The sequence below is a fragment of the Bradyrhizobium sp. ISRA442 genome (assembly GCF_038085055.1).
Taxonomy (GTDB): Bacteria; Pseudomonadota; Alphaproteobacteria; order Rhizobiales; family Xanthobacteraceae; genus Bradyrhizobium.
In genome coordinates, this window is the sequence record NZ_JALGCN010000012.1 from 23,379 (window position 1) to 49,941 (window position 26,563).

Sequence of the window (26,563 nt, forward strand, 5' to 3'; positions counted from 1 at the left end):
CACTTCAACGAGCGTCAGACTTGGCAATGCGGAGCCTATGCTTTCCACTGGCCCGCCAGCAGAGCGGGATGCACCTCGAACATCTGAGACGGACGCCCCAGCTGCGCGGGGTCGCGTTTTACCGGACGGATGACGTTGCGCCGGCGAAGTTCTTCCAATGCTTCCGCGGCGGCCTCAGCCTCCCGCACGGGCGAGCCGGCAGCCCGCAGAACGTCTGCCCGAACGTTGATCGCGGATTTGCCACCGCGCGCAAGAAAGCGTGCGAGAAGTGCCGCGTCGCCGTCTTTCGGTGCGCTCGCTTCGCTGAGCACCCGCTCAGCCATCGGCAGAAGGTAGCTTTCGACGATGTCAACCGCCGCTTCGATGCTGTCCGCGTCCACTGACTGCGGCAATCCCTCGCCATTCACAGCCATATGCTCGGCGATTGCAAGGATTGCCGCCAACCGCGTTGCGTGCTGTGACGCGCGACCGACAAAGCCGCGATAGAGGCCATCCGTCAAGGCCCGCAACTGTAGCCAACGCCGCTCCGCCGCTTCCAACGGCTCGCGAGCCTCCGCGGCCAACGGCACGAGTGCGGAGTAGCTTTCCCGGCTGCAGGCTGGCTCGATCGCGACGAGCTGGGTCAATAGCACCGACAACCGTTCGACAGGCCCCGGTGCGCGCGGCAACTGGACGCGCGGCTCGACGTCCGGATAGATCCACCACGTGCGCGCAGCCAGCCCGTCGTGAGCGTCCCCCAGCAGTGAACGAAGGCGGCTCGGCTGCGTCGCACCCAAGATAGAGACCTGAAGCGCCGGAATGAAAACTTTGCCTTCGCTCTTGGTGCGAACGACGTGCGGTTTGCCATCGTATCCCTCCAAAATCAGCCCACGCGAGCGGAGTCCCTGATTCGATGCTCCGAACGCCAGCGCACCACTGAGCTCATGTGAGAGCAACATGCGTCCATCGATCCCGGTACGAAGCTCATCCAGCAAGCCTGCGCCGCTGAACTCGGAAAGAATGATGCCGGGCGCCGCGACGACGCCATCCCCATCGGACGTCTCGTTCTCCAGCGGAATGCCCTCGAGCAACAAACGCCGCGCGACGCTCTCACGCAGCTTTCGGTCAAACTTCTCAAGGAAGCTGTGCTCGGCCCCCTTCAGCATCAACCCGTGCGCCTTCTGCATCTCCTGATCGATCGCCAGAAGCGGCCGCTCCACCACGGCGATTGCCAAAGATTTGCCGACCGACGGCGCTCCGATAAGGCCGGTGAAGACCGCCAAGGGGTCGGTTTCGCCATCGAAATTCAGGAGGCGAGCGCGGTTGCCGATCGCGCCCGAGCAGGCGGTCAAGATGGCACCAGCGAGATAATCGACGCTGAGCAAGCGAGCCTCGGCGAACTCCACCACCAACGAACGGAGGTTCTCCGGCAATGCCTTAACCGGAAAGCGCGGAGCCGGCGACGTCGACGGCAACAAAAACGAGGGATCGAAGATCGGCCACTCGTCGGTGTTGGAGGCATCGGGACGCTCCGGACCCGATGCCTCCGCCGAACCAATCATGATGGGGGCGTCTGCCCCTAGTTCGTGCACGTTAGCCTGGTCAAGTTCCGGCTGTTGCTTGGACTTAGCTTGTTTGGCCATACGGTTTTTCCGCAGTTCTGCGGTCCCTGGTGAGGTCACGCGCCATTCGCGCGACGAACCTCACAGCTACCCGGCGGAAAACCGACCTTACCGGGCAGCCCCCCGAGATAAGGGCTCAGGCAGGAAGATTGGTCGAGAAAATTTAGTGTTCGCCTTCTTTCATCATCGGGGGAGCACCTCGCTTGCCAAAATGCCAAAATGCCAAAAGGCGTTAGTGCGGAGCCACGAAACCGGTTTTGGTCTCAGCCCCGGGTCATTCTGGCATATTGGCATTTTGGCGAGCGCATACTTCTTCAAGGCATCCGTCTCGTGTCCGGATTCATGCTCAAGCCCAGGGGGCGCCTCTTAGTCGAAGCTGGATTGGATGACGGAGCTGCCAAAATGACAAAATGCCAACGTTCGATCAGAGCCAAAACGGCAGCTCTACGGGTCGTTTGACATCCACGGAGTTTTCCCAAATCGCAGTCAGGCTGCGCATGATGCTCAAGAGATGCCATCTTGGACCCGGCGGCCCTTAACAGCAGATGCCGCGCGCATCAGATCGACTTCCATTCGCGGTTAGTCCGCCGCCTTCAACGCGAGCGGCTCAAGTTTTGCTTTCAGCCATAAGCGGCTAGCCTCAACCCCCTTCTGGTCACGACACGCTGAGCGATTGTCAGCGGCGATGCTGATCTCGTTTTCCTTCATCCTGATCCAATATTCCACCTGATCAATCTGCAACACGAAGTTACCTGCGCCGGCGGTACGGCTGTTCTTAACTTGGATTTGCAGAATGATTTCGAAGACCTCATGAAAGCCGTAGCGCGACAGCGAGGGCCCGATTGCAAATCGTAGCTGGGAGGCACCTGCGCTGCAGTGTTTCGCCTCGAACACGCTCATCGGCGCAAAAGCAAAAAGACCGGGGTTGGTCCGGCCGCAGGCCGGATTCCGCGTCAGTCGGTCCGCGAATACGTGAATCGGGCCTGGCAAGTACCGTTCGACCTTCGCGGCTAAGTTAGCGCACTGAGAGATGTTGAGATTGGCGTCCGAACTTAAATTTGCGATTTCGGTCGCGAAGAAGAAACCTCGGTCGATAAGTCGGCAAATGGGATCGTGGATGGTGGCAGCAGAGTGAAGGGCTGTCATCGTGCTTTCCGCAACTGTGCGGTCCCTGGTGAGGGTCACGCGCATTCGCGCGACAACCCCACAACTACCTGGCTGACACCCGACCGTACCGGGCAACACCCCGAGATAAGCGGTCCGACAGGAAGATCTGTTCAAGCAATTTCCGCATCTGCCAATTTTCATTGCCAGGCGGCGATCTTCCCTCAACGCTAAAATACCAAACCCCGGATAATGAGTGCTAATCCGGACTGGTCTTGGCCAACCTGTTTTCCCGCGGCCAGCCATTCGACTGAAGTTGCCGATCACGTGTGTCTGAACTCCGTTCAGAAGACATCGAGCTCGTGCTTCAATGGAGAATCGAATGGTTGAACGGTTCAACCGGATTTCTATTGCCGGAGCCGCTCGCTGTTAGAAGGACTCCGACCATACACTCGATTCGTTGAAGAAGCGCGGGGTCTAAACTCGGCAAAATGCCAGAATGTCAAAATTGCCTTCACACAGGGTCGGTGTCTTTCAACTTCGCCCTCGCTGTCCAAGTGGTAACGACAGAACGTAGAGCGAGCTGCCAGAAATCAATAATAGTCAGCAGATGTAAACGTTGACCTACGTTGATCTCCGTGAAGTGGCACACCTGTGCATTAACGGGACGCTGGAATATTTGCGTCGTTGCCGGTCTCGACGAGGCTCGCCAGTGCTTCGCGAAGGGGCTCTTCGTGGTCGATTGGCGTGAAGACCGGTCCCGGGCTGTTGCTTGGCTACATCAACATTCTTCCGGAAGACGCACCAGCTGCCGCGCTGCGACTGCGGCAAGTGCTTCGCCTGTAGCCGCCGCGGTGCTGCGAGCGCCGATCTTGGTCTGGTTGAATATGCTAACCTTGGTCATGGGTCGTCTCGCCGCGGGCTCCTAAGCTGGCGAGGCTCTGGTCCCGGCAAGCCCCGTCCCATCAGACCAGGAAAGACACTTGAATGGCATGGCGGCTATACAAAGGGAGGCTACAGACATGACGAGATCGATGACCCATCTGCTGGTCCTAGCACTTCTGGCAAGCGCCAGCGCTGCGAACGCCGCTGACGTCGCCGTCACGCGCGCCGCGATCGATCGCGGGCTCGACTCTCAGTACGCGCACATCGAGGCCCTCTATAAGGACATCCACAGCCATCCCGAGCTGGGCTTCCAGGAAACGCACACGGCCGCCTTGTTGGCGGGCGAGATGCGCAAGCTGGGCTTCGACGTCACGGAGCATGTGGGCAAGACCGGCATCGTGGCGATACTGAAGAACGGTCCCGGCCCGTTGGTCATGCTGCGCACCGAGCTCGACGCGCTGCCGATGCTCGAGAAGACGGGTCTGCCGTACGCCAGCACGGCCACGCAAATGTACAAGGGCGCCGAATCGCCGGTGGCGCATTCATGCGGTCACGACATCCACATGGCGGTGTGGGCCGCGGTCGCCAAGACCATGGTCGACATGAAGGACCAGTGGAGCGGTACGCTGATGTTCGTGGGCCAACCAGCGGCAGAAGGCGATGGCGGCGCCAAGGCCATGCTGGCCGACGGCCTGTTCACGCGCTTCGGCAAGCCGGACATGGGCTTCGCCTTGCATGTAAACTCCGGTCCGTTCGGCACGGTCTCCTACAAGCCCGGCGTCATCAATTCGACGTCAGATGGGTTGACGATCGTCTTCAAGGGCACGGGTGGTCACGGCTCGCGCCCGCACGTGACAATCGATCCGGTGATGATGGCCGCGCATTTCATCGTCGATGTGCAGAGCGTGATCAGCCGCGAGAAGGATGCTTCGAAGTTCGGAGTCGTCACGATCGGCGCGGTGCAGGCAGGCAATGCCGGCAACGTGATCCCCGACACCGCGCTGCTGCGCGGCACGATCCGCTCATGGGACAACGATACCCGCGCCAAGATGCTCACGGGCGTCGAGCGCACGGCCAAGGGGGTCGCCATGATGGCCGGCGCCCCCGAGCCCGACATCAAGCTCTCGGCAGGCGGCAAGGCCGTGGTCAACGATGCCGCTCTCAGCGCGCGCGAAGGCGCGGTCCTGAAGACTGCGTTCGGCGACAAGGCGCGACTCTTGCCCGAGCCCCACTCGGCGAGCGAGGATTATTCCGAGTTCGTGGTGGCGGGCGTGCCCTCGTTCTATATCTCGCTCGGCGGCCTCGATCCGCAGTTTCTCGCCAAGGCGGCCGAGACGCACACGCCCGTGCCAATCAATCTCTCGCCGGAATTCGCGCCGGTGCCGGAGCCCTCGATCCGCACTGGGACGACGGCCATGAGTCTCATGCTGCTGGATGTCCTGCAGAAGAAGTAGTTAGACCAGGAGATCGATCATCGCCGCGTAGAGGCGGTGGAGGTTGGCCTCGTCGGAGAGCCAATGGACTGCTCGGATGGTGTCTGCAGCACGTGCAAATGCCGCTGCGAGCAGGGCGAATACAATCTCGGCGACGAGTATCTCGAGGACGCGCTGAGCAAAGCGGAAGCCGAAGAAGGAATGGTGCTGACCTGTCAGATGGTGGCCGCGTCGGATTGCGTCATCGCCGTTCCGGTGCCGTCCGGAGCCTGCAAGGTCAAACCCGCCGAGCACGGTGGCGAGGGGAGTTCGGTCGAACTCGTTTCGGACAGCACGATCATCCTGAAGTACGTGAATCTCACGGTGCTGGGGACGAGCGAGCACCGCTCCTACTCCTTGAGTTCGAAGGTCGGGGCCACCGAAGCTGCTTCCTCATCCGCAACGTGCCGGGCGGTCTGATGAGCGGCTGGCTCGCCAGGGATGCTCGGACCGGCGCCCGAATGACGTTCATCGGTCCGCAGGGAAGTTTCTTCCTGCGGGCGGTATGGGCCGCGAGCCGCATCTGTGGGGTGCCGTGACAATGAGCTGTGGTCCATCGGATCGTGGCGGCTATAGAAGCCCGTTTGTGGCTTCCACTCTCCTGTTTGGCGCAGCGGCACAGTCGTTTCGATGTCCGCTCTCTCGGCGATGGTCCCGCATCGATCCGAAGACCGGCCTGCGAGCAATGCTCGGATCTGGAGGACCGTCGATCCCAGAAGCGTTCAAGCCGGGATCCGCGCCGGCGTAGGGCGATGATGCGCCAATTGCCGCCGATCCGCGCCCACCGGCCGCCGAACTGCACAGCAATGCGGATGTCGCAATCATGCGTTCCGGCACCGAGTCGCTCTATTGACCGCAGCGCCGCGCACTCCCGCCGCTGCGGTCTTAAGCCGGAACTTCCTCGTCGGAGAAAACGAGGGCTACAAAGCATTTTGCTGTCGAATCCGGGATAGTGGTGCCAGGCCAAGGGAAACTGTTCAGGCAGGCGATTCCGCCGACCTTAGCTGCTCTTGGTCGTGGCTGGGCCCAGCGCGGCGACTATTGCCCGGCCTGTTCCGGCCACTCCTGCCTGGTCAGTTCAATCATCGCGTCGATCCAGGCCGTGTCGTTCGAGGTCACCTTCGCTCGGTCTGCCGACTGACGAATGCAACGCCGCGAAGCCGCTTGTTGACGGGCATGACCGGCTTGAGACCGGTATCCAGTTTGACGTGCAGCTCCCACAGCGCGCCGCCGCTGACGCCGCCGTGGCTCTTCGGAATCCTCGGCCCGAGAGAGATCTTCGCCTCCACCAGGTCCGTATTGCCAAAGCACGATGCGCTCGGTGAGCTGCAGGTTCAGCCGGCGGTTCTAGATGGGGCCGTTGGACACTCGGGAGGCGCACAAGTCCCACAGTGCTCTGCGGTTCGCGTGCATTGAGCACATGGCCGGCCGTGAGGATGCCGTAGATGCTTCCGAGCTTGATGAACGTGCCAGTGCCCGCTGGCTCGGTGACCTCCCGTTTGCGAAAATTGACGAAGCCCACGCCGTAGTCGCACACGGACCCGGTGAACGAATCGTCGAGTTAGATCCTGACTTCCCTTGTGTCGCCCATGCTCTATCCGACTGACCGATGTACGACGGCGCCTACAGCCCGCGAACCCTTACGCCGCTGCCTCGTCTGGAAGCTTCAAGACCGTCAGAATCTCATCATCAGGCAACCGGAAGGATTGCTCCTCGACCTCGAAGCGATCGCACCAACCCGAACCACGCGTCCGCCAGGAATCGCGACTCCCGTCAGCTCGCGCAATTCCGCGATGAGCCGGCCCTGAATTTTTTGCGGCCGGATAGGACCGGAAGATGGGATCGGAAAGCTCGCTCTTGCGACCAGTAGGTAACGCTGGTCGATGCCGGATATCGGGACTTGGGGAGGGATTGGTCCGTACTTGAAATCTTTAACGGGATTTCGCTTAGCACCGGCCATGAGGGGCTATTGCATAATATTGCATGCCACCTAATAATCTTGCATTATGATGCATATATCAGGCTATTCCCGTGTTTACACGGACCAAAAGAAACTCAAAGCGAGCAGTCCATGGGCAGTCGCATGCTGGAGCCGAGGTTCGCCAGCCTTCGGGTAGATCCTCAAAAAAATAAGCCCCTTCACAAACAACTCTGTGACCGGATTAAACAAGCTATTGCGTCGGGGTCTCTGCCACCGGGAACGCAACTCCCATCCTCACGTAGCTTGGCGTCTCAGCTCTTCATTTCTCGCGCCACCGTCGAACTTGCCTACGGGATACTGGCCAGCGAAGGGCTCGTGATCCGCCGAGGCGCCGCAGGAACGCGGGTTGGATCCTGTCCTGTCGGCCAAACTCCACGGCAGTCGCCTCAGTTGCCGCGCCCGTTGCTGCCCGGGCTAGCCTCGGAAGCTGCTCAAGCCCCGCGCCTTTTCCAGATGGGCCTGCCGGCACTAGATGCATTTCCACGCAAGCTGTGGTCACGACTGGCGGCGAGTCATGCGCGATCTCTCTCGTTTTCCAAGATGGTCTACCAGGGTGCAAGCGGCTATCCGCCCTTGCGGCAGGCAATAGCGAATCGCTTGACGATCTCTCGCGGCATCTCATGCAGCGAAACCCAGGTGTTTATTACCGCGGGATTCCTGGGCGCCTTGACATTGATCGGGCGGACTTTGCTTGGGGCCGGCGATAAGATGTGGGTCGAAGACCCGGGATTTCCGCCGGCGCGTCATGCATTAGAACTAGCCGGCGTCGATCTCGTCCCGGTTCCTGTTGACGGCGATGGGATTGATGTTTCGGCCGGGATCGCACTTGCTCCGGCAGCTCGCCTCGCTCTTGTCACGCCTGCAGCCCAGTTTCCGCTAGGAATCGCACTGTCGGCCGATCGATGGTCACAGTTGGTCTCTTGGGCCACCACAGCGAAGGCCTGGATTGTCAACGACGACTATGACGGCGACTTCAGTCATTCGGATCGCTCCGTGCTCAAGCATCACGATCGAGCCGAGCGGGCGCTGCATGTCGGTTCGTTTAGCAACCTTCTATTTCCCGGGCTGCGGTTGGGCTACCTGGTCGCGCCGATATCGCTGATCGGCGAGTTCGAGAGTGCATCAGCACTGTGGCCTACGCAGCAGTCGCTACTTGATCAGATGGTCGTCTCGGATTTCATCACTCAGGGCCACCTGGGCCGCCATCTGGCGCGGATGCGAAGATTGTATAGCGAGCGGAAGCTTGCCCTCGTCGAAGCGTTGAAAAACGTCCTAGGCGATTCGATTCACGTAGCGGAAACGGGAAGCACTCACCTGGTGTTGCATCTGCCTGCAGATACTGATGACGTTGCTTTAGCCGATCGGGCCCGAGCGCTGGGATTGGCGATAAACGCGCTATCCCCAATGGGTTTACGCACCAGGACTGGTCCGGGCTTGCTGTTGGGGTTCACAAATGTCCCCGCCGACATAGCCCAAGAAGCGACCCAACGATTGAAACGCGCCCTTTTCACGTCGGGCGTGCGGAGGCCGCCTCACGGCCATGCGTCCCCCTCCAATCGCATAGCAGCGCCTATTGCGTCTCATCCGACATAAGTTGGCCAGGCCCGACCGCCGAGGCGATCATAGTTCGCTGGAACCATTGTCGGTCTGCGCCGTCGTGTATCAAGCGAACCAGTGAGCACTTGGTCTGGTTCTTTTGGTCATTCTTGGCCATGGCCTGCGTTGCAGGCAGAACTAAACCTCAGACGTCCATGAGGTTCTCGCAAAACTCCGTGCATCGTGCTGAGAAGCGAACCTACCGGTCAAGCCGCAACGATCTGCGCCTGGCGCGCGGTCGCTCGGCCCTACACCCAGTTTGAGAGAAAGCCGACGATGTTATCATTTTCTCTTCCTAAGAAGATTCACCTTGCCGGTCTTACGACCGTAATCGTTCTCGCGGCAACAGCCGCGTTGTCGCAAAACGCGAACACGCCAGCTCGGGGCCGCTCGGTCACGCAGGTGCGCACCGAAAAGCTGCCAGACATCAAAAACAAGGTTCTGACCGCCGTCGTTGTCAATTACCCTCCCGGCGGCGCTTCCAAGGCGCATCACCACGACGCGGATGTCTTCGCCTACGTACTCTCCGGTGAAATCCGGTCGCAAGTCGAAGGGGAAGACGCGAAGATCTACCACGCCGGCGAAAGCGTGTTCGAGCCTCCAGGCGAACACCACGTGATTAGCGAGAACGCAAGCAAGACCGAGCCAGCGAGCATGTTGGTTGTTTTCGTGGCGAATGACGGCGCCGAGCTAACAACATTCGACAAATAGCAAATGCGGTTCAGGTCTTTCGAATTGCTTTCGACCGCAGGACCAGAGGTTCCAGCAGCTTTTGCAAGGAACGCGTTCGTTATTCTCCGCGGTGCGGCGTATCGCCAACGGCCGAGAGCTCAAAAAGATAAGCAGAGCTACATAGGGGGAAAGCGATGACTTATGGCACTCTTGCGTCCAGGCTGAGGGCGTCCGCGGCACCAATGCTGATTGTTGTAGGACTCGCGTCGTCTGGTGCTGGCGCACAGAGCGCCGAGGCGATTGCACCGCCCGGCGTTGCTACAGCGTCCCCGGCGAGTTCAACCGGCGGTGCAGCGATAAGGCTTCCCGGGACAGCTGATACGACTCAATTTGGATGGTACGACAATGCCCAGCGTCCAGTGCTCCGCATCCGATCGGGCGACACGGTAGCAATGGAGACGTTGATCCACGGGCATCAACAAGTCATGCTGGACCTTTCGATCGAGCAAATGACGCAGCGTGCGAAATCGGAGCAGGCGGAATCGCCGGGCCGAGGCCCTCACTCAATTACCGGGCCGATTTTTGTCGAAGGCGCCAAACCCGGCGATACCCTGAAGGTCGATATCGGTCGAATAGTGCCGACGTCATACGCCTTGAATTTCAATTATCCAGGCTTTGGAGGCGCGTTTCCCAGCCGATTTTCTCAAGGTCAGGTAAAATATTTCTATTTGGATCTCGCCAAGCAGCAACTGGAATTCGCGCCCGGCATCTTCGTTCCGTTGCGGCCATTTCCCGGCATCATCGCCGTTGCTCGTGCGTCACCCGGTCCCTACAGCACTGTGCCTCCGGGCCCCTTTGGTGGGAATCTCGATATCAACGAGATGGTGTCAGGTACGACGCTCTACCTCCCGGTATTCGTCGATGGAGCGTTGCTTTGGTCGGGGGATTCTCACGCGGGGCAGGGAAACGGGGAGATCAATCTGACAGCCATCGAGACCGCGTTCAAGGAGATCGATCTCACGATTTCGGTGCTCAAAGATGTCAAACTGACTTGGCCTCGGATTGAGACGCCCACGCATTGGATCGCTATTGGATACGACCGGGATCTCAACGTCGCGTTCAATTTGCTGCAGGAGCAAACGACCGAACTTATCGCTGAACAGAGCAAAGTGTCGTCCGAGGTTGCGCGAAAGCTCATGTTAGTAAATTGGGACTGTCGCATTTCCGAAGTTATCAATGTTCTCAAAGGGACATACTGCATGATTCCCAAGGCAACGAACGTACCAGCGCCACAGCTGCCCCGCGACGACAACCCGGACTACCTTGTCACGTATGCCAAAGATACTGATTTGAACAAGGCGATGGATACGGCTTCAATGGCCATGGTCGACAAGCTGGCAACCGAGAAGCATCTAACACCACTTGACGCCTATTCGCTCGCGAGCATAGCCATGGACTGTCGGCTTGGTTCTCCTGAAGGTTCCGACCGCGAAGTGCACTGTCTGATGCCAAAAAGCCTGTGGGCGAAGCACTAGCGAGCGCGCTCTTATGGCGAGCCGAGCAGGACTAATCGCAATTGTGGCGCTCTGCGTTATGACCGCATCGATGCATGCAGCTTTTGCCTCCACACGGATAGTCGTGGCGGCTACAACGAGCGATGTTGCAAGCCTCGCTTCCGCAGTCGGTGGTGACGTCGTTGAGGTCAAGACCATTGTGCCGCCGGGGACCGATCCGGAGGCGTTCGAACCTCGGGTTAGTGATCTCTCGACGCTAAGCGATGCCGATCTCATTGTTCGTGTCGGCTTGGGCTATGATCGATGGATTGACAAGTTGATAATTCAATTGCGTCGCCCGGAATTCCAAGCGGGGGGCGGGCGCTCGGTGGATGCGTCGGTCGGGGTCCCGCTGCTGGAAGCGAGAGGCCGAACCCCCGTCACTGAGGATGGTCATGCGCACGGTCTAGGCAATCCGCACTACTGGCTTGATCCGGCCAATGCGGAGACCGTGACGGCGACCATAGCAGAGGGAATCATTCGGCTCATGCCCCCTGCTCGTGACACCATCGTGGCCAACCGGAATCGATTTCTCGCGACACTGCACGAGCGCATTGTGGCCTGGATGCAGCGGCTGGCGCCCTACCGCGGCGCGGCCCTGGTCGCCTATCATAACAGTTGGCCCTATTTCGCGCGCCGCTTTCATTTGAACCTTGTCGGCTTCATTGAGACGAAGGAAGGAGTCGCGCCGAGCGTCGCGCATCTCTCCTCGTTAATTGCAGAAATGCGGCAAAATGGCGTGCGCGCCATCCTGCAAGAGGCATATGAGCCGAAGAACTTCTCCGAAATGTTGTCGGCACGCACCGGCGCACCTCTTGTCGTGCTCGCGCCAACAGTAGGCAGTGTTCCGGAGGCAAGAGACTACCTAAGTCTCATGGACTTTAACGTTGGTGCCCTCGCGCGCACGCTTGCGACCGCCAGCCAGTGATCCAGCCGCGGCGATGTCTCATGATCTTATCATGCTACTTGCAGCGCCTTTCGCAGCTAGCGCATTGTTCGTAGCCATACATGCCAACTTCGGTCTGCATGTCTTAAGGCGCGGCATCGTGTTCGCCGATCTTGCCCTGGCGCAGATGTCAGCGCTTGGAGCTACCGTCGCATTTGCGGCCGGACACGCTCCGACGAGTGCCGCGGGAATCGCCTACACCTTTCTGTTCGCCGCCATCGGCGCCGCACTGCTCACGGCCTCCCGGGTCATGCCCAAAGAGCTTCAACCCGAAGCATATATCGGCATCATCTACGTTGTGGCTACCGCAACGACCATCGTTGTCATCGACCGCTCACCGCAGGGAGCGGAGCATGTGAAACAAATACTCGTCGGTAGCATCCTTGCCATCTCTGCAAGCGACCTGCCTAAGTTCGCGGTCCTTTATGCGTTCATCGGGGCGATTCATTGGCTGGCCCGTCGACCGCTCTTGGCCGCTAGCGAGGCGGTACATAGCAAGACGGGTCGCTCGCTGCTTTGGGATTTCGTGTTCTATTCGTCCTTCAGCGTAGTCGTCACGAGCTCGGTAGCGACTGCAGGAGTGCTTCTAGTCTTCTGCTTCTTGATCATCCCCGCAATCACTGGGTCGTTGTTCACGCGCCGCATCGCCTACGCGCTTGGAATCGGTTGGCTTGGAGGCGTTGCGGCTAGCGCCGTCGGTCTGGCCGCGTCATTTGAATTCGAGCTGCCGACGGGCGCTGCAATGGCCCTTGCTTTCACGCTGATGCTCGTCATCGGGGCCGTGCTGCGTGGACTGATATTCGCCCCCGCAGGCGGCCGGCGGATCTGCATTTGCATTTTCCTTCGCGCGGCTTCTGCAATGACTCTCATGACTGTGTTGCTATCCGCTATTTGGCTCATGGTCATGCCGCGTGCTGATCAGCCGATGTTTGATTTGCTACAGTCCGCTACCGGCATCGGTCCAGCGACATTCCTGGCGGTACAGGAGCGAGCGGTCTACGTTGAAGCGCTAAAAGACGCGGGCTACCGGCGCTCGCAGGAAAGTCAGCTGACCACCTTGGAGCGGCAGTCCCGATGGCGCGGGGTCGGCCTTTCCGAGACGGAGGTGCGCCGCATCGGCTCCTTCCAGCAGACCTTCAACGAGATGGCGCGTGGCGATGATTTTGTGGTCAAGTCGCTGTCCGGCCGTGCTCGCGAGCGCGAGCGCTGGTACGTCGGGCTCCCTCTGCTGCTAACTAGCATTCTCGGACTCCTGGCCCTGCTGCCCGACAAATGGCGTGCCGATCCTGCTCGTTCGCGGACCGCGTGCCTGAGGTTCCTGCGAGCTTTCCTGCACATTGCTGATTTTGTTCGGCGTCTACGAGGAGAGAAGACGGAGTCGGCAGGAGACGCCATGGTCCGTCGCAGCATCAACTGCGGCACTGTGTCTGCCGGCCCTAAGGCTCTGACGGGTCGTTGTCAGAAAACGACGTACGGCTATCCTGATTCGTAGGATCCTGCTCGTTGTCCCGGGCACGACTCCTTGCGACATCGGATGAGCCCGTCCCATCAATCGCCCCGAACGGTCGACGGCGAGCATGACGAACTGAGCGCAAGGAGCATGAGATGACCCCCAGCAGCATCGTTCCTCAAGTTGGTGAAGAGTGAAGAGCGAACTCATTCAACAATGATCGCCTGGCGCGTGCACGAGTTTGGTCACCGGAGACCATGAAGTTCGAGCGCGTGCCACGACCCGAGCCAGGTCCCGGTAGGTTGCGGCCGCTGGAGTTGGCCCATGGGATGGTTGGACCAGCAGAATTATGGCCGATCTATATATGTGTGCATGTGTTACGGCGCCGGTTGATTGGCGTGCAGATCGTCGAAGCGCCCGAAGTGATACAGCAGCGCAGAACAGATCCAGCTCAGGACGAAGATCGCGACAACGAGATAACCGAGATTATCCATACGAGCGTTCAAGCTGCGGATAATGCTCCAAGCGCCACTGTCCAGCCCGAGCTTTTCGCTTATCAGTCCAAGGACTTCGAGACCGCCGATGAAGATCGCGACGATAACAGACACCATCGTTAAGGTTAGATTGTACCAAAGCTTGCGAATCGGCTTCACAAACGCCCAGCCGTAGGCGCTTGTCATCAGGACACTATCGGCCGTATCCATCAGCGTCATTCCCGCGGTGAAAAGCAGAGGGCACAGAAGTATCGTCCAGAACGACGTGCCCTGCGCGGCCTGGGTCGCAGATATTCCGAATAGACCGATCTCGGTCGCGGTGTCGAAGCCAAGGCCGAACATGAATCCTACGGGAAACATGTGCCAAGCGCGCGTCACTATATTGAACAGAGGGCGAAACAGCCGGTTGAGCGGGCCTTGCGCCGCTGTCAGCGGCTCGCACTGCTCGCTGGCCACGCTCTCACCGCGATTCACGCGCATAAAGGTCGCCCATATCGATTTTAGTATGCAGTAGTTGGCCAGGCCAATCGCAAGCAGGAAGAAGGCAGACACCAGTGTCCGGATCAGGTTGAAGTCTCCGATGGCGCTGACATCCAGCGATACGGCGGTTCCGGAAATCGCGATCGAAGCCAATAATACGATGCTTGAGTGGCCGAGCGCAAAGTAAAGGCCTACCAACGTAGATGGCCGTTGATCCTGCATCAATTTGCGCACGACGTTGTCGATCGCCGCGATGTGGTCGGGGTCGAATGCGTGGCGCAGGCCGAAGACATAGGCGAGCAGCGCTGTGGCAAGCAGTTCGGGACGGCCTTCAAGAGCCTGCAAAGTCCATATCCAAATCGCAACGTTAGCAGCGATCAGGAGAGAAAATGTCGTCAGTATTCTTGCTCCGGGTTGAGCATATTGCGAAGTTACCATCGCGTCTGAACCACTCCCGTGACGTTGATATGGCTTGCCGTTACTCCATCGCTCAGGCCTTCATCAAAGTTGGTCGAGCGGTGTGTTCCTCGGGTCGTTCAATGCTGTGCCGATATTCTGCGGGCGGAGCCTGAAAGGCGCGAATAAACGCGCGACGCATGTTTGCTGGGTTACCGAACCCGACCTGATGGGCGATTTGCTGAATCGACAGCGGTGTTGTTTCCAGCAGGATGCGGGCGGCCTCGACACGGATGTTTTCGACAAAACGGGCGGGCGTGGTCATCATTTCGTCCGTGAACGTGCGACTGAAGTTTCTTGAGCTCATGGCTGCGCGTTTGGCGAGTGCCTCGACCGACAAATCGGCGGTAAGATTGTCCAGCGCCCAGTCCATCACCTGGCTGATCTGCGTGTTTTGGATTGACTGCGCTTTCAGGAATTCACTGACTTGGGCCAGAGTACCGGGACGCCTCAGGAAAACGACCAGCATGCGGGCGACATCAAGAAAGGTTGCGCGGCCACAGTCGTTCTCGATGAGGTAGAGGCACAGGTCGATTCCCGCCATTCCACCGACCGCAGTGTAGTAAGCGCCGTCGCGGACGAAGAGCCTGTCCGCCTCCACCAGAGCGTGCGGGTACATCTTCGCAAACTGCTTGGCGTGGTCATGACGCGTTGCGACGCGCCGCCCGTTGAGGAGGCCAGCTGATGCCAAGGTGAACGTTCCAGTGCAGGTTGCGCAAATGCGCCGGATTGACGATGCGTTTCGTCTCAACCAGTTCAATAGGAGGTGGTCGCCCTCAAATGGTCGAAATTCTCGGGTGCCAGCGATTAGGATCGTGTCGTAGATCGCTTCGAGGTTCGGTCTGATAATCTTGTCCGGAAGCGTGCGTATGCCGGACGAGCCAATGATGGGGCCGGGCTGCAGGCCGATGAGGTCGACTTGGTAGCGGATCGACGACGCGCTCGATTTGTTGGCTTCATGGAACGCATCGTTTGGTCCCATGAAATCGATCGCGTTCGATCCATTGATAACGATAATGCCGACGCGGTGAGTTGGCTTGGGTTGGTCAGTGTGTTCGTGTGGCGAGTCATAAGATGATGTGTCGACGTTCGCCATCAGTAGATGCCTCGGGTTTCGACGTTCGCGAGCCTGCTGCGGCCATGACGATCCGTTGCCCGCAGTCGGCTTCGGTGCCGACCGACAGGCTCGCCTGTCATTGATCCAACAAAGCGTCCAGTGTTGTAATTATAGAACGCGCCTGAGGAAGGCAGCGGCCAAAGTTACGTCGGCATCGGCCATTTCGAGAGCCGGCCTGTACTTAATCTGTAATCGTTGAAGAGTTCGATCGCAAAAAGAAGGGCGTCACCACGCGTCTACAGCAATGCTGCGGCAGGTCGCGATGACGCATGATGACGGTCGACATCCGTCGGCAGACGCTCCACCAGTTACGAACGGCTGGGCTGTGTATGGCGTTGCGGGGCGTGATTCGTACCTGCCCAGGCACTTCGAAAACGAAGCCGGTATTCCCCCGGACCTACGCCGAGGTTCCGGACGAATGCTCTCCGCATGCCGTCGGCATTGCCAAAGCCACAGCGTGCGGCGATCTGCTGGAGCGATTTTCCGCCATCTTCGAGAAGCAGGCGCGCGGCATCCAGTCTTGCTGCGTCCACGAACTCCGTAGGCGTCATGTTCATTTCCTGGCGAAACACGCGTGCGAAATTCCTCACGCTCATACCCGCCTGTTCGGCCAAGCTATCAACCGAGAGCGGCATTGCGAGATTATCAAGGACGTATTGCTGCACTTGTTGAATCTTGGTCTTGCCAGACATCTGTGCGGCAAGGTGAGCGCTAAACTGCGATTGGCCGCCCGGGCGTTTCAGGAACATCACCATGTAGCGCGCGACGATGAGTGCCAAGTCTCGACCATAATCTTCTTCGACGAGCGCGAGTGCCAAGTCCATGCCCGCGGTGACGCCGGCGGTGGTGCAGAGGTTGCCGTCCCTGATGAAGATCTGGTCCGAATCGATATTGAGATCGGGATACTCGTTCCGCAGGCGGGTTGCGCATTCCCAATGCGTCGTTACACGTTTTCCGTCGAGCAAGCCAGCTGCTGCGAGCAGGAAGACTCCGGTACAAACGGATCCGAGTCGGCGGACCGTACTAGCGCGCCGACGCAGCCATTGCACAATGGCAGGGTCAATCGTCTCGAACGACGGATCGCCGCCGACCAGAAGCGTGTCGATCGGTTCATCCGCTTGAAAGATATGTCGGTCAGCCAGGAAGCGCAGGCCGCCCGTGCCAAGGACGGGATCGGCCGAGCCCGCTATGACTTGCACGGTGTAAGCGCCGGGGTCTCCCAGCCGTCGCGCCGCTTCCCAGAACACTTCGGCTGGGCCGACAATGTCGAGCGACTGAACACCTGGCGGGGCGAGTAGGGCGATGCGCATCAACGATCCTCAGTGGGCCCAAAATTCATGCAATTGTCGTTCCGACCAGTCACCTCGAATGCGTCAAATTCGGCCAAACTTGCGCGGTATTCGGACTCTTGCACGGTCGCGGACTAACTCCGCGGATCTGACGCGTCGTGTCGTTCCGATCGGTGACGCATTATTCAGCGGAGCTTCGGGGCATCAATCCTGTGCCGAGGGAAGGCGCGGGTCGACCTGTGAGTTCCACAATTCGCTGCTTCTCTTCCGATGGCGTCGACCTACACCGGCCAGGTCTAAGGACGCTGGCGGGAATCCTGTCGACGAATGGAATCGAACAAGTCTAGAAAGAGGCGTCGTTTGGGTGGCCGATGATGCCAGACCGCTGCACCATCCGTTCTAGTACGGTGAGCCAGATCTCATAGTAGTCCCAGCTCGGGTCGGTGGTTTCGTGGACGGCTTCCCACGCAACGATGCTTGCTATCATCTCCGACCGGAAGTCATCCCATTCGAATACGCCTTGTTTTGAGAGAGCTAGCGCCATGCCGAATGCCAGGCGCTGCCATGCGGCGCCGAAGCAGAGGCTACCATTGTCCTTTGGCGGCATGTCGGGTTTCCCCAACATGCTTCCCAAAGCGAAATGCTCGAAACTCGTCTGCATCTTGAACTCTCAAGGGGCCGGCGCTTTGACGATGCTGACACCCATCATCGACTCAGGGGTGACGAGAGCCGCCAACTGTTCCTCGGTGAAGCCGTCGGTGCCGGCAGGCCGCTCGGGAACGACGAACCAGCGGATTTGTGCGCTGCTGTCCCAGGTCTTGATCTCCTTGCCGGGATCAATATCCAGGCCGAATTCGCTCAGCACCTTCCGCGGTTCGCGCGCAGCACGTGCGCGAAATGAGGGGTCCTTGTACCAATAAGGCGGCAAGCCCAAAACCGGCCAAGGATAGCATGAGCAGAGAGTGCAAATGATGAGATTGTGCACCTCCGGCGTGTTGATTGCCGCGCGCATGTGCTCGCCTTCCGCGCCGGCGCCCTTGGTGACGAAGTTCATCTTCTCGACAGCAGCCATCGTGTTCTCGGCCAAGAGCATCTTGAAGGCCGGATCGACCCAGGCCCTTGCGACGAGCTTGGCTCCATTAAAGGGGCCCATTTCGGTTGCAAAGATCGACATGATTTTGTCGACGGTTTCGCTGGTGATCACACCCTTCTCAATCAAAAGGGATTCGAGTGCGCGCGCACGCGCGGCATTCGCCGTCTCACGGTCCGTGGGATATTCAAAGCGTTGCATTATGGCCCTCCTCAGGATGCGGTCGCAGGGTCGAGGTAAGCCTCGAAGATATCTGCGTAGAAAGTGAAGTGCTTCTCGGTGTTACCGGGCCACAGGGCCTCCGGATCGAACCTGACGCAGTACACCGGCATCGCCTCGCCGATGCCGTCGGGGCCGGTGTCGCAAAGATATGTGTAGGCGTCGGGATAAATGCCATCGATGACGCCGTGCTTGTTGCGGAGATGGCCCGGCACGCGGGTATGATCGACAGAGTTTGGATTGGCGACGCGAACGACGTCGCCCGACGCAAATCGCGGCGGAGCAGACCGATCCCGCTTCGGATCATCGCCGACCAGCAGATATGTGCGCACGCGAGCGTCCACCGCAGCATCGCCGCCCTTTGGCATTGCCGGCGGCGAGGTCAGGAAATCCTTGGTGCGCGCGTCCAGCTCCTCCTGGGTGATGTAGCCATTGGCCACGAAGTACGCGGAGATGCCGCCTAGCCATTTTTCGTAGTATCGAAATTTGAAATAATCGAACGGGTTCATCGATTCGGCGCCCTTGCGGAGATCGGCCCAGGTCCAGACCGTGCCGAAAGTGCTCGGCGTTGCGGCGAGATTGAGCTGGGGGCTCAACGCCATCATGGCGGTGTGGATACCGAAAATCCTCTCCTCCCAGGCCTCCACGAACACGCGCGTTTCGAGTGATATCGGATCGAGCCCCTCAAGGCCGCCGAGATAGTGCTGCAATTTCATAAGCGGTTTCCCCTCGCTTGATTAGGCCGTAGCCCGGCGCGTGACCAGAACGTCGGCGAACTTCTCGGAAACGAAGCCGAACGCGGCTCCGACCAGTATGGAAAATGCTGCAGTCAACGCCGGGTTAGTAATACTCGCGTCCGTGATCGGACTTCCCGTAGCGGCGACCGTTCCGACGGTCGAGGCAAAGCCGAAGACGATGGCGGGCGGAAATCCCAATGCCCGATGGGAGGAGGCGAGAATCATCGCGCCACTGCCCAGACCGACGCTCACTGCGGCAAACGCGGCCGACCCCGGAGCCGCCGCAATGGCGAGCAGGCAAAAGCTGGATATGATGACCCCTATCCAGTTCGACGCGACCGATTTGACAAAGCCCGCCGACGTGCCGCCGCAAGCGAAGAACGAAGCCCAGGCGATGAATGTCACCCAGACCGGAATGGGCAGGACGGTTGCAGTCAAGTAGGTGTCGACACCACCGAGCACGGCGATGCTTATCGTTAGGGCGAGCAGGGGCGTCATCGTCATTTTCTCCCGTTGAAATTGGATTGGCGGATCGCTAAGCGACCAGACTTGTGCCGGGTCGAGCCAAATCGGCGATGCCGCTGCGAATTTGAACCGCATCGAGCCCTCTTCCGATGAAGACGATCGCGCTGAATCGAGGCTCATTCGCCGCCCAAGGCCGGCCCGGTCTACCCTCAAGCGTCATATGGACACCGTGAAACACCCAGCGCCGCGCTTCCCCTTCCAGCCAAAGAATGCCCTTCGAGCGCAGCAGCGTTTCGCCGTTCTGTTGAACAAAGGCGTTTAGCCACCGGAAGAAGCGCGGGCCGTCCAGCGGGCGATCCTCACGAACCTCAACGCTGACGACGGAGAGATCGTGCTCGTGCTCGAGTTCGGAGAGCAGCAACGGTTCGATGGCCAGGCAGTTCTTCAAGTCGAAGGCCCTGACGTCGATGATTGAGGCGATGTCGACGCGGCCGTTGATGGCCGAAACGATGCGCGCCATCGGATTGATGCCTCGAACAGTTGCTTGGCGTGCGGCAAAAGCGGAAGCGTCAACCAGATCACGCTTGCTGATCACCACGACGTCGGCGAACGCGATTTGCTCCGCGGCAACGTTTTCGCCCGAGCTCTGGTCGGCGAGCCAATGGTCGATATGGACAGCATCGATTACGGTGACGACCGCATCGAGCGTAGTGGCGTCCGACAGGGTTTCGTCGACGATGAAGCTTTGAATGACGGGTGCGGGATCGGCAAGCCCGGTCGTCTCGATGAGGATCCGACGGATCGTTTTCTCGCCGGAGAGCAAATTGGTGATCGTTGAAACGAGGTCCTTCCGGACGGTGCAGCAGATGCAGCCGTTGTTGATCTGCAGGATCTCTTCGTCGACGCCGACGACCAATTCAGCATCGATACTGATTGATCCAAACTCGTTCACGATGACGGCGGAATCCGCCAATAGATCACTTTCGAGCAGTTGGTTGAGCAGAGTTGTTTTCCCGGATCCCAGAAAGCCGGTTAGAACCGTGACCGGAATTTTCCGCGATGATGTTGTTGGCATAGCTCGCTCTCCCTGCACTGGCAGGACGCTAGGTTTGGCGTTGGCGAGTCACAACAATCCCTGACGCGAGAATTCGGCCAAACAGGTTCAAAGCAATGCAGCATGCCGGGAGTTGCTCAATTCCGCTTCAGATGATGCCTAAAGAAGTGGCGCGATATCACCCCTAGTCACCGCGCGAACCGTAGCTTCGGAACGTGGGGTCGAAGGACGGATTTCGCGTTAAGACGGTGCCGAAAGCTCGAGCCGCTCGGCGTCGGATTCAAAAGGGAAAATCGTCGGTTAGAATCGCAAGCTGGGTGACCAGGCTTCTGCCATCGTAGCAAAATTGCGTCTGCTTGACGTCGGACATGCGCACCCGGACCACCATCATGCTCAGCGATCTCCCTCACCTGGAGGTAGGATGAACTGAAACAAGGCGCCCCGGGGATCATTCGCGCTCGCCCAAAAACGTCCGCCGTGTGCTTCGACGATTGAACGACAGATCGACAGCCCTATGCCTAAGCCAGATGCTTTGGTTGTGTAGAAGGCCTCAAAAATGCGTTCAAGTGCTGCCGGCGTAAATCCAGGACCCGAATCTCGGACGGCTACAAGCACGTCATCCGACTCTGTTTTGGCCGTGGTGATCTGCAATTCTCGGGCACCATCGCTGACGCCACTCATGGCTTCGATGGCGTTTATGATGAGATTCAGCACGACTTGCTGGAGTTGAACACGATCGCCACGAATGAGAGGCAGGCCTTCGGGCAGATGCGCGCTCACGGACACGCCATTCCTGATCGCCTCGCTGCGGGTGAGTTCGATCACTTCGCGGATCGGGCCGTTGATCTCCAGCAAGTCCTGCCGGGGAGGCACTTTCTTGATGATATCCCGGATCCGTCCAACGACCTCGCCGGCTCGCGCGGCATTCCTGACGACCTGGGTGAGCAACTCCCGCACCTCTCCAAGATCTGGCGGTTCGCGTCCGAGCCAGCGCAAGGCTGCCTGCGCACGGATGACCGCAGCCGTGATCGGCTGGTTTACCTCGTGGGCGATTGAACCTGTGATCTGGCCCATCGTCGCCACGCGATTAGCATGCGCCAGTTCCGCCTGCACTTGCCGGTACCTGCGTTCACTTTCGCTCGCTGCCTGTTCGGCCCGCTTCAGACTGGTGAGATCGAGGATATAGGCGACGCCCTGTGTAGGCGGGGTCTCGAATGCGGCCGCACCAATCAGGACCGGCACCCGACTGCCATCCTTTCTGAAGAACTCCTTTTCCCGAGGCTGCATCGTGCCGGTCGCCCGAAGCTCTTCGGCTTCAATCCGGGTATGCACCTCTTGCCATTCGGGAGGTGTCATATCGAACCAGCGAAGCCCTGCATCGAGATCCTCGCGCTCATATTGCACCATGCGCAGAAACGCATCATTGGCCTCAAGAAGCCGGCCGTCCAAATCCCAGAGCACGATCCCAATGACGTTGGAATCAACTAGACGCCGGATCCTTGCCTCTCGTTCCGCGAGTTCCTTGTACAGGCGTGTATTCTCGAGCGAGACAGCGGCTTGCGATGCAAGTAGCTTCAGCACCGCGATCCGTGTCGGTGCAAAGACCTTGGACGTAAGATTGTTCTCGAGGTACAGCACACCTACGACCTTGGCCTGATTGAGCAGCGGCAGGCACAGGATTGAGCGCGCCTGCTGTTGCCGGATGTATAAATCGGTCACAAACGGTGACTGGACGACGGCGTCGTCAAGAATAACGCTGTCTTGGGTGCGCAGCACATAGTGGAGCACCGATTCCGGCAGCACGGCCCCGGTCACAAGCTCGTCCCGCAGATCGACAAGCACCAGATCGCCATCGGTCGTGGCTTGTGCGATGATCCGGAGCTCAATGCCGCGCCAAACAATCAGCAAGCCCCGTGCCGCGCCCGCCTGCTCAATGGCAGTGCGCATGAGTGTTTCAAGCAGCTTGTCCTGCACGATCTCGGCCGATACCGCTTGCGAGACTTTGATCACCGTCGCGAGGTCGAGGTGCTCGACAGGCGCCGCGATCGTGTTGGTAGGGCCGGGCGCCAGGTCTTCCGTTCTCAGGTGCGGATGCTGCGCATCGAGCTGCGCGACCTTGCCTAGGGCACCCCAGCGGAGATAACAGTAACGAGCGTTTCGCAAATATCCGTGCGCTGCGATCTCAAGGCCGCGCGCGGCATAGAAGCGCGCCGCAAGCTCACTAGCAACGGCCTCATTGTGAACAAAGTCGTTTGCTCGCGCCGACCGGATGGCCTTTTCGTAAAGGTGCATGGCCTCGACTTCGCGGCCTTCGATTCGGGCGATCTCCGCCCCGACGAGTGCTGCGCGGTTCTCAAAAGTCTCGGGGCAATTTGAAGCCCAGGTCTCGAGCGCTCGGTGGTGCGAGAGCAGGGCCTCCGCATTCTGCCGTCGCAGAGCGGCGGCCCCGGGCTCCCAGGAAGCCGCCTGGGAGAGTGCGGCATAGAAGTGATACTCTGCTCCTTCGAACATCGACGGCGATGTCCACAACAGCTGGCGCGCCCGCTCCGAGGCCTCGATGGCACTGGCATAGTCGCCGGCAAAGAAGCGGCTCTGCAGCTTGAGGATCCAGTACCAGCACTCCGGCAGTGCAAACCTTGTGTCGCTGGCGAAACGACGCTCCATCCGCAACTCGTCGTAGTTCTCGTCGTCAAAACGGCCGAATGTCGGGGTCAGTCCCCTGAGGGTCCGGATGAGCCCGAGCTGGGTGCGGATGTGGTCGATGGCGAGATCAAACCGCATCTTCTGCACGAAGGCGAGACCACGTTCGGCTTCGTCTTGCACCTCACTGAGTGGATCGCCCGCCGCGAGCAGATTCGTGTTCAACTGGTTGCAGCAATAGGCCGCAAAATTTAGGTCGCCGCTTTGACTTGCGGCCTCGAACGCGCGACGAGTCAAACCGCGCCCCTCCCGGACGTGCCGGGTCCAGGGGATCACCATGGTTCCAAAGGTGAAGTAAGTCCTGGCCTGGAAGCGAGCCAGCCCGGCTTGCTGGACCAGCTCATAGCCGAGCTGACCAAATCGGAATCCGGCCTCATAGTTGCCGAAGTGCGGTCCGGCGATCATTCCAAGCATCGTATAGGCGACGCACGAGCTGTCGCCGTTGCCGTGTTCAAGACTGAGATTGATCGCGCGACAGACGACGAGGGAATGCAGATTCACATCCGTATTGCAGGCAGGGATCTGGAGTTTGGCGAGTACCTCGAGGCTCGCGAGCGGCACCGGGTCTCTCATGAGGGGCAACTCGACAAGGGTTTCGATCGGGCGGTCTCCGAGGGTTGACCATATCCGCCGATATTCGCTCTGTGCATCTTCCTGCGCGGGATGCTCTGGCCACTCGATTCCCACATGCCGGAGGAAATCTAGCCCGGCGGCAATGGCGCTGCGAGCGTCACCGAGCGTTATGTACAGCTCCACGCGTAGACACGCGACATTGGATTGTTCGACAGTCGTCGCGGCACGTACCGACAAAGTCGACAAGCGGTGCTCCGCTTCTGCGAACGCACCAGTAAGGAACTCGCATTCGGCACGATTTAGTTCCAGCGCGAAGGCGAGCTCGTGCCGACGCAGCCAGGCATCTTCCGCCAGTAATCCCGCACCGAAGGTGAAATAGGTCAGTGCTGAAACCTGCGCGGTCGAGGCCTTGGCGCGCTGACCCGCCATCAGGTTGAACTCGGCGAGCTGCTCGCGCTCCTCTACAGACGCGATCAAGCTCGCTCCGCGGTTGAGCTGGTCGACGATGGCGAATATCGCCTCCTCCCTATGTCGGGGTGGGGTGTTCGACGCGAGCAGCCTTCCTATTCCAAGGTGCGTCTCCGGCCGTAGCTGCTCCGGAACGAGGGAGTAGGCCGCCTCCTGAATGCGATCGTGGACAAACCGGTAGTGAACTTCGGTACGCTCGACCAAGTCCTGCAGAACGGCCGCGTCCAGAACCTTGTCGAGCTGCTCCTCCCGGATCGCGAGAAGCATCGAAAGTGTCGCGATGTCCGCGGCATTTCCGAGGCAAGCGAGCTTCTGCAGCACAGCTTGCGTATCAACAGGCAGGCGGGCGAGCTTGCGGACCATGAGCTCAACGACGTTCTCGCTGTATTCCTTCGCGTGAATTCGCGCGAGATCCCAGGTCCAGCACACGCGCTCATGGTCAAAGACGAGTAGCGCTTCTTCGGCAAGCGACGTCAGGAACTGAATGGCAAAGAACGGATTGCCCCCGGACTTGTCGCGCACCAAGTCGGCGAGAAGCGCAACGTGTTCTGGCTCGCAACGAAGCGCGTCCGCAATCAGCTGCCTGAGATGCTCTGTAGCAAGCGGCGCCAGCGTGATTGTCACAACCTTTCCGCTGGCGCTCGTGATCTCGCCGAGCATTCGCATGAGAGGGTGAGCGGCAGCGGCCTCATCGTCACGATAGGCGCCAATCAGCATGAGATGGTGCAGGTCCGATCGCGTGAACACATCCTGCAGCAGGTCAAGCGTTGAAGTGTCGGCCCATTGTAGGTCGTCAAGGAAGAGAGTCAGCAGGTGCTCTGGTCGAGCAAATACCCCAACGAAACGCGAAAGTACGAGTCGAAAACGGCCCTGTGCCTGCTGTGGCGGCAGCTCTGGAACCGGTGGCTGGTCTCCAATGATCAGTTTGAGTTCGGGAACAAGGTCGACTATGAGGCGGCCGTTTGGCCCGAGTGCCTCCAGAAATTCGCGGCGCCAGCCAGCCAATTCGGCATCGCTCTTACCCAGAAGAGTTTGGACGAGACTCTGAAAAGCCTGCACCAGCGTCGCATAAGGAATGTGGCGCTTGAACTGATCGGCCTTGCCCGCTGCGAACAGGCCACGTCGCGGGGCCAACGCTTTTTGCAGTTCGTTAACGATCGAAGACTTGCCGATGCCGGCAAATCCGGAGATCAGCGATAACTCCGGAGTGCCGGTGTTCGTGACGCGGTCAAAGCACGCGAGCGAGGTTGCGATGTCGGCATCCCGCCCGTACAGCTTTTCCGGGATCCGCAATCGGCCCGGCGTATCCTGCGAACCCAGGGGGAAATGGTCGATGGTGTGCCTCGCTTCCCAACTGGTCAGGCAAAGTCGCAGGTCCCACTCGACACCGGTGGCAGTCTGATAACGCTCCTCCGGCGTCTTGGCGAGCAGCTTCATGATGATTGCCGAGAGAGGCGCCGGAATTCCCTCTGAGCGTTCCGTTGGCGGTACGGGCTTTCCAGCAATATGGCCATGCACCCAACCCAAAGGGTCCGCTGCCGTTAGCGGGAGAACGCCCGTGAGCATCTGGTAGAACGTGATCCCGAGCGAGTAGAGATCGCTACGAGCATCGATGGATCTGTTCATGCGGCCGGTTTGTTCGGGCGCCATATAGGCGAGCGTCCCGGCGATCGCGACGGGTGGCTCCGGTGCCTGTCGCTCACGGGGCGACCGCGACGCTATGCCGAACCCGGTCAGCCGCACGCGTCCATCCGGGCACCCCACCACGATGTTGGATGGCTTGACGTCCTTGTGAACAAGGCCGCATCGGTGGACCTTGGCTAGAGCTGCGGAGATGTCGATTGCGAGCTGCAGGAAGCGCTCTATCGCTAAGGGCAGGCCAAGCAGCTTTGCAAGCGGCTCGCCCCCGGGGTCCTCAAGCACCAGCATTGTTCGCCCATGGTCGTGCTCCAGCTTCAACGGCCGCACGGCCCAATCGGCGTCCAACTGCTCCCTCAGGCCAAATTCATGAGCGAGTCGCTCAAGGCCGGCGGTTGATGGGGGCTCCGGCAGCGGGACTACGGCCAACAAGCTCTCCGAACAAGCGTCATCGGGGCCCGCCAATCGGCAAAATAGGCGGTCGCTATCCTGCCATATGACTTGGAGGTCCTTCAGCCCACTA

General features: G+C 59.6%; 20 protein-coding genes. 7 read left to right on the forward strand and 13 right to left on the reverse strand.

Features of this window, described 5'->3' with window-relative positions:
- Positions 1-35 precede the first annotated feature (35 nt).
- From MTR72_RS24195 to MTR72_RS24205, 3 genes are all read right to left on the reverse strand, one after another.
- Positions 36-1,622 carry a DUF3987 domain-containing protein gene (locus MTR72_RS24195; RefSeq protein ID WP_341511235.1) on the reverse strand — a complete coding sequence of 529 codons (1,587 nt, stop codon included), beginning with the start codon at positions 1,620-1,622 and terminating at the stop codon, positions 36-38.
- Between the two features lie 558 nt (positions 1,623-2,180).
- Complete coding sequence (locus MTR72_RS24200) at positions 2,181-2,747, reverse strand: hypothetical protein (protein WP_341511236.1); 567 nt, start codon at positions 2,745-2,747, stop codon at positions 2,181-2,183.
- Between the two features lie 739 nt (positions 2,748-3,486).
- Entirely contained in the window at positions 3,487-3,609 is a 123-nt protein-coding gene (locus tag MTR72_RS24205; RefSeq protein ID WP_341511237.1) for a hypothetical protein, read from the reverse strand.
- 118 nt (positions 3,610-3,727) lie between these two features.
- Between MTR72_RS24205 and MTR72_RS24210 the strand changes: the two genes are divergently transcribed.
- Both MTR72_RS24210 and MTR72_RS24215 read left to right on the forward strand, forming a co-directional pair.
- Positions 3,728-5,044, forward strand: coding sequence for an amidohydrolase (locus tag MTR72_RS24210; protein ID WP_341511238.1), 1,317 nt, complete (start codon positions 3,728-3,730; stop codon positions 5,042-5,044).
- A 63-nt stretch (positions 5,045-5,107) separates the two neighbouring features.
- Positions 5,108-5,482 (forward strand): 2Fe-2S iron-sulfur cluster-binding protein, encoded by a 375-nt coding sequence (locus MTR72_RS24215; RefSeq protein WP_341511239.1) that lies wholly within the window; start codon positions 5,108-5,110, stop codon positions 5,480-5,482.
- A 695-nt stretch (positions 5,483-6,177) separates the two neighbouring features.
- On the opposite strand, the gene MTR72_RS24220 is transcribed toward MTR72_RS24215, so the two are convergent.
- Entirely contained in the window at positions 6,178-6,351 is a 174-nt protein-coding gene (locus tag MTR72_RS24220) for a hypothetical protein (protein WP_341511240.1), read from the reverse strand.
- Between the two features lie 794 nt (positions 6,352-7,145).
- Between MTR72_RS24220 and pdxR the strand changes: the two genes are divergently transcribed.
- The 5 genes from pdxR to MTR72_RS24245 all read left to right on the forward strand — a co-directional run bounded on the left by pdxR (position 7,146) and on the right by MTR72_RS24245 (position 13,302).
- Entirely contained in the window at positions 7,146-8,636 is a 1,491-nt protein-coding gene (gene pdxR, locus MTR72_RS24225) for a MocR-like pyridoxine biosynthesis transcription factor PdxR (RefSeq protein ID WP_445819634.1), read from the forward strand.
- Positions 8,637-8,915: 279 nt separating this feature from the next.
- Positions 8,916-9,350 carry a cupin domain-containing protein gene (locus tag MTR72_RS24230; protein WP_129145536.1) on the forward strand — a complete coding sequence of 145 codons (435 nt, stop codon included), beginning with the start codon at positions 8,916-8,918 and terminating at the stop codon, positions 9,348-9,350.
- Between the two features lie 203 nt (positions 9,351-9,553).
- Positions 9,554-10,846 carry an acetamidase/formamidase family protein gene (locus MTR72_RS24235; protein WP_341511242.1) on the forward strand — a complete coding sequence of 431 codons (1,293 nt, stop codon included), beginning with the start codon at positions 9,554-9,556 and terminating at the stop codon, positions 10,844-10,846.
- A gap of 58 nt (positions 10,847-10,904) precedes the next feature.
- Positions 10,905-11,792: a metal ABC transporter substrate-binding protein gene (locus MTR72_RS24240; RefSeq protein WP_341511243.1), complete on the forward strand. Its 888-nt coding sequence runs from the start codon at positions 10,905-10,907 to the stop codon at positions 11,790-11,792.
- 31 nt (positions 11,793-11,823) lie between these two features.
- Positions 11,824-13,302 (forward strand): metal ABC transporter permease, encoded by a 1,479-nt coding sequence (locus MTR72_RS24245; protein ID WP_341511244.1) that lies wholly within the window; start codon positions 11,824-11,826, stop codon positions 13,300-13,302.
- Between the two features lie 335 nt (positions 13,303-13,637).
- Here MTR72_RS24245 and MTR72_RS24250 read toward each other — a convergent pair whose 3' ends face one another.
- The 9 genes from MTR72_RS24250 to MTR72_RS24290 all read right to left on the reverse strand — a co-directional run bounded on the left by MTR72_RS24250 (position 13,638) and on the right by MTR72_RS24290 (position 26,469).
- Positions 13,638-14,672 (reverse strand): HoxN/HupN/NixA family nickel/cobalt transporter, encoded by a 1,035-nt coding sequence (locus MTR72_RS24250; RefSeq protein WP_341511245.1) that lies wholly within the window; start codon positions 14,670-14,672, stop codon positions 13,638-13,640.
- A gap of 52 nt (positions 14,673-14,724) precedes the next feature.
- Positions 14,725-15,786 carry a GlxA family transcriptional regulator gene (locus tag MTR72_RS24255; protein ID WP_341511246.1) on the reverse strand — a complete coding sequence of 354 codons (1,062 nt, stop codon included), beginning with the start codon at positions 15,784-15,786 and terminating at the stop codon, positions 14,725-14,727.
- Between the two features lie 329 nt (positions 15,787-16,115).
- A complete protein-coding gene (locus MTR72_RS24260; protein WP_341511247.1) occupies positions 16,116-17,117 on the reverse strand; it encodes a GlxA family transcriptional regulator in 1,002 nt (333 codons plus the stop codon).
- Positions 17,118-17,439: 322 nt separating this feature from the next.
- Complete coding sequence (locus tag MTR72_RS24265; protein WP_341511248.1) at positions 17,440-17,757, reverse strand: nitrile hydratase accessory protein; 318 nt, start codon at positions 17,755-17,757, stop codon at positions 17,440-17,442.
- A 9-nt stretch (positions 17,758-17,766) separates the two neighbouring features.
- A complete protein-coding gene (gene nthA / locus MTR72_RS24270) occupies positions 17,767-18,390 on the reverse strand; it encodes a nitrile hydratase subunit alpha (RefSeq protein WP_341511395.1) in 624 nt (207 codons plus the stop codon).
- An 8-nt stretch (positions 18,391-18,398) separates the two neighbouring features.
- Positions 18,399-19,121: a nitrile hydratase subunit beta gene (gene nthB / locus MTR72_RS24275; RefSeq protein ID WP_341511249.1), complete on the reverse strand. Its 723-nt coding sequence runs from the start codon at positions 19,119-19,121 to the stop codon at positions 18,399-18,401.
- Positions 19,122-19,142: 21 nt separating this feature from the next.
- Positions 19,143-19,742 (reverse strand): DUF1097 domain-containing protein, encoded by a 600-nt coding sequence (locus MTR72_RS24280; RefSeq protein ID WP_341511250.1) that lies wholly within the window; start codon positions 19,740-19,742, stop codon positions 19,143-19,145.
- On the reverse strand, positions 19,678-20,682 hold the full coding sequence (locus tag MTR72_RS24285; protein WP_341511251.1) for a CobW family GTP-binding protein: 1,005 nt from the start codon (positions 20,680-20,682) through the stop codon (positions 19,678-19,680). Before MTR72_RS24285 ends, MTR72_RS24280 begins: the two co-directional genes overlap by 65 nt.
- Positions 20,683-21,054: 372 nt before the next feature.
- Entirely contained in the window at positions 21,055-26,469 is a 5,415-nt protein-coding gene (locus MTR72_RS24290) for a trifunctional serine/threonine-protein kinase/ATP-binding protein/sensor histidine kinase (protein WP_445819627.1), read from the reverse strand.
- Positions 26,470-26,563: the final 94 nt, after the last annotated feature.

Excerpts from the sequence above, each read along its gene's own strand:
- MTR72_RS24195 (WP_341511235.1), bottom strand. The coding sequence starts at position 1,622 with ATGGCCAAACAAGCTAAGTCCAAGCAACAGCCGGAACTTGACCAGGCT.
- MTR72_RS24200 (WP_341511236.1), bottom strand. The coding sequence starts at position 2,747 with ATGACAGCCCTTCACTCTGCTGCCACCATCCACGATCCCATTTGCCGA.
- MTR72_RS24205 (WP_341511237.1), bottom strand. The coding sequence starts at position 3,609 with ATGACCAAGGTTAGCATATTCAACCAGACCAAGATCGGCGCTCGCAGC.
- MTR72_RS24210 (WP_341511238.1), top strand. The coding sequence starts at position 3,728 with ATGACGAGATCGATGACCCATCTGCTGGTCCTAGCACTTCTGGCAAGC.
- MTR72_RS24215 (WP_341511239.1), top strand. The coding sequence starts at position 5,108 with ATGGACTGCTCGGATGGTGTCTGCAGCACGTGCAAATGCCGCTGCGAG.
- pdxR (WP_445819634.1), top strand. The coding sequence starts at position 7,146 with ATGCTGGAGCCGAGGTTCGCCAGCCTTCGGGTAGATCCTCAAAAAAAT.
- MTR72_RS24230 (WP_129145536.1), top strand. The coding sequence starts at position 8,916 with ATGTTATCATTTTCTCTTCCTAAGAAGATTCACCTTGCCGGTCTTACG.
- MTR72_RS24235 (WP_341511242.1), top strand. The coding sequence starts at position 9,554 with ATGCTGATTGTTGTAGGACTCGCGTCGTCTGGTGCTGGCGCACAGAGC.
- MTR72_RS24240 (WP_341511243.1), top strand. The coding sequence starts at position 10,905 with ATGACCGCATCGATGCATGCAGCTTTTGCCTCCACACGGATAGTCGTG.
- MTR72_RS24245 (WP_341511244.1), top strand. The coding sequence starts at position 11,824 with ATGCTACTTGCAGCGCCTTTCGCAGCTAGCGCATTGTTCGTAGCCATA.
- MTR72_RS24250 (WP_341511245.1), bottom strand. The coding sequence starts at position 14,672 with ATGGTAACTTCGCAATATGCTCAACCCGGAGCAAGAATACTGACGACA.
- MTR72_RS24255 (WP_341511246.1), bottom strand. The coding sequence starts at position 15,786 with ATGGCGAACGTCGACACATCATCTTATGACTCGCCACACGAACACACT.
- MTR72_RS24260 (WP_341511247.1), bottom strand. The coding sequence starts at position 17,117 with ATGCGCATCGCCCTACTCGCCCCGCCAGGTGTTCAGTCGCTCGACATT.
- MTR72_RS24265 (WP_341511248.1), bottom strand. The coding sequence starts at position 17,757 with ATGCAGACGAGTTTCGAGCATTTCGCTTTGGGAAGCATGTTGGGGAAA.
- nthB (WP_341511249.1), bottom strand. The coding sequence starts at position 19,121 with ATGAAATTGCAGCACTATCTCGGCGGCCTTGAGGGGCTCGATCCGATA.
- MTR72_RS24280 (WP_341511250.1), bottom strand. The coding sequence starts at position 19,742 with ATGCGGTTCAAATTCGCAGCGGCATCGCCGATTTGGCTCGACCCGGCA.
- MTR72_RS24285 (WP_341511251.1), bottom strand. The coding sequence starts at position 20,682 with ATGCCAACAACATCATCGCGGAAAATTCCGGTCACGGTTCTAACCGGC.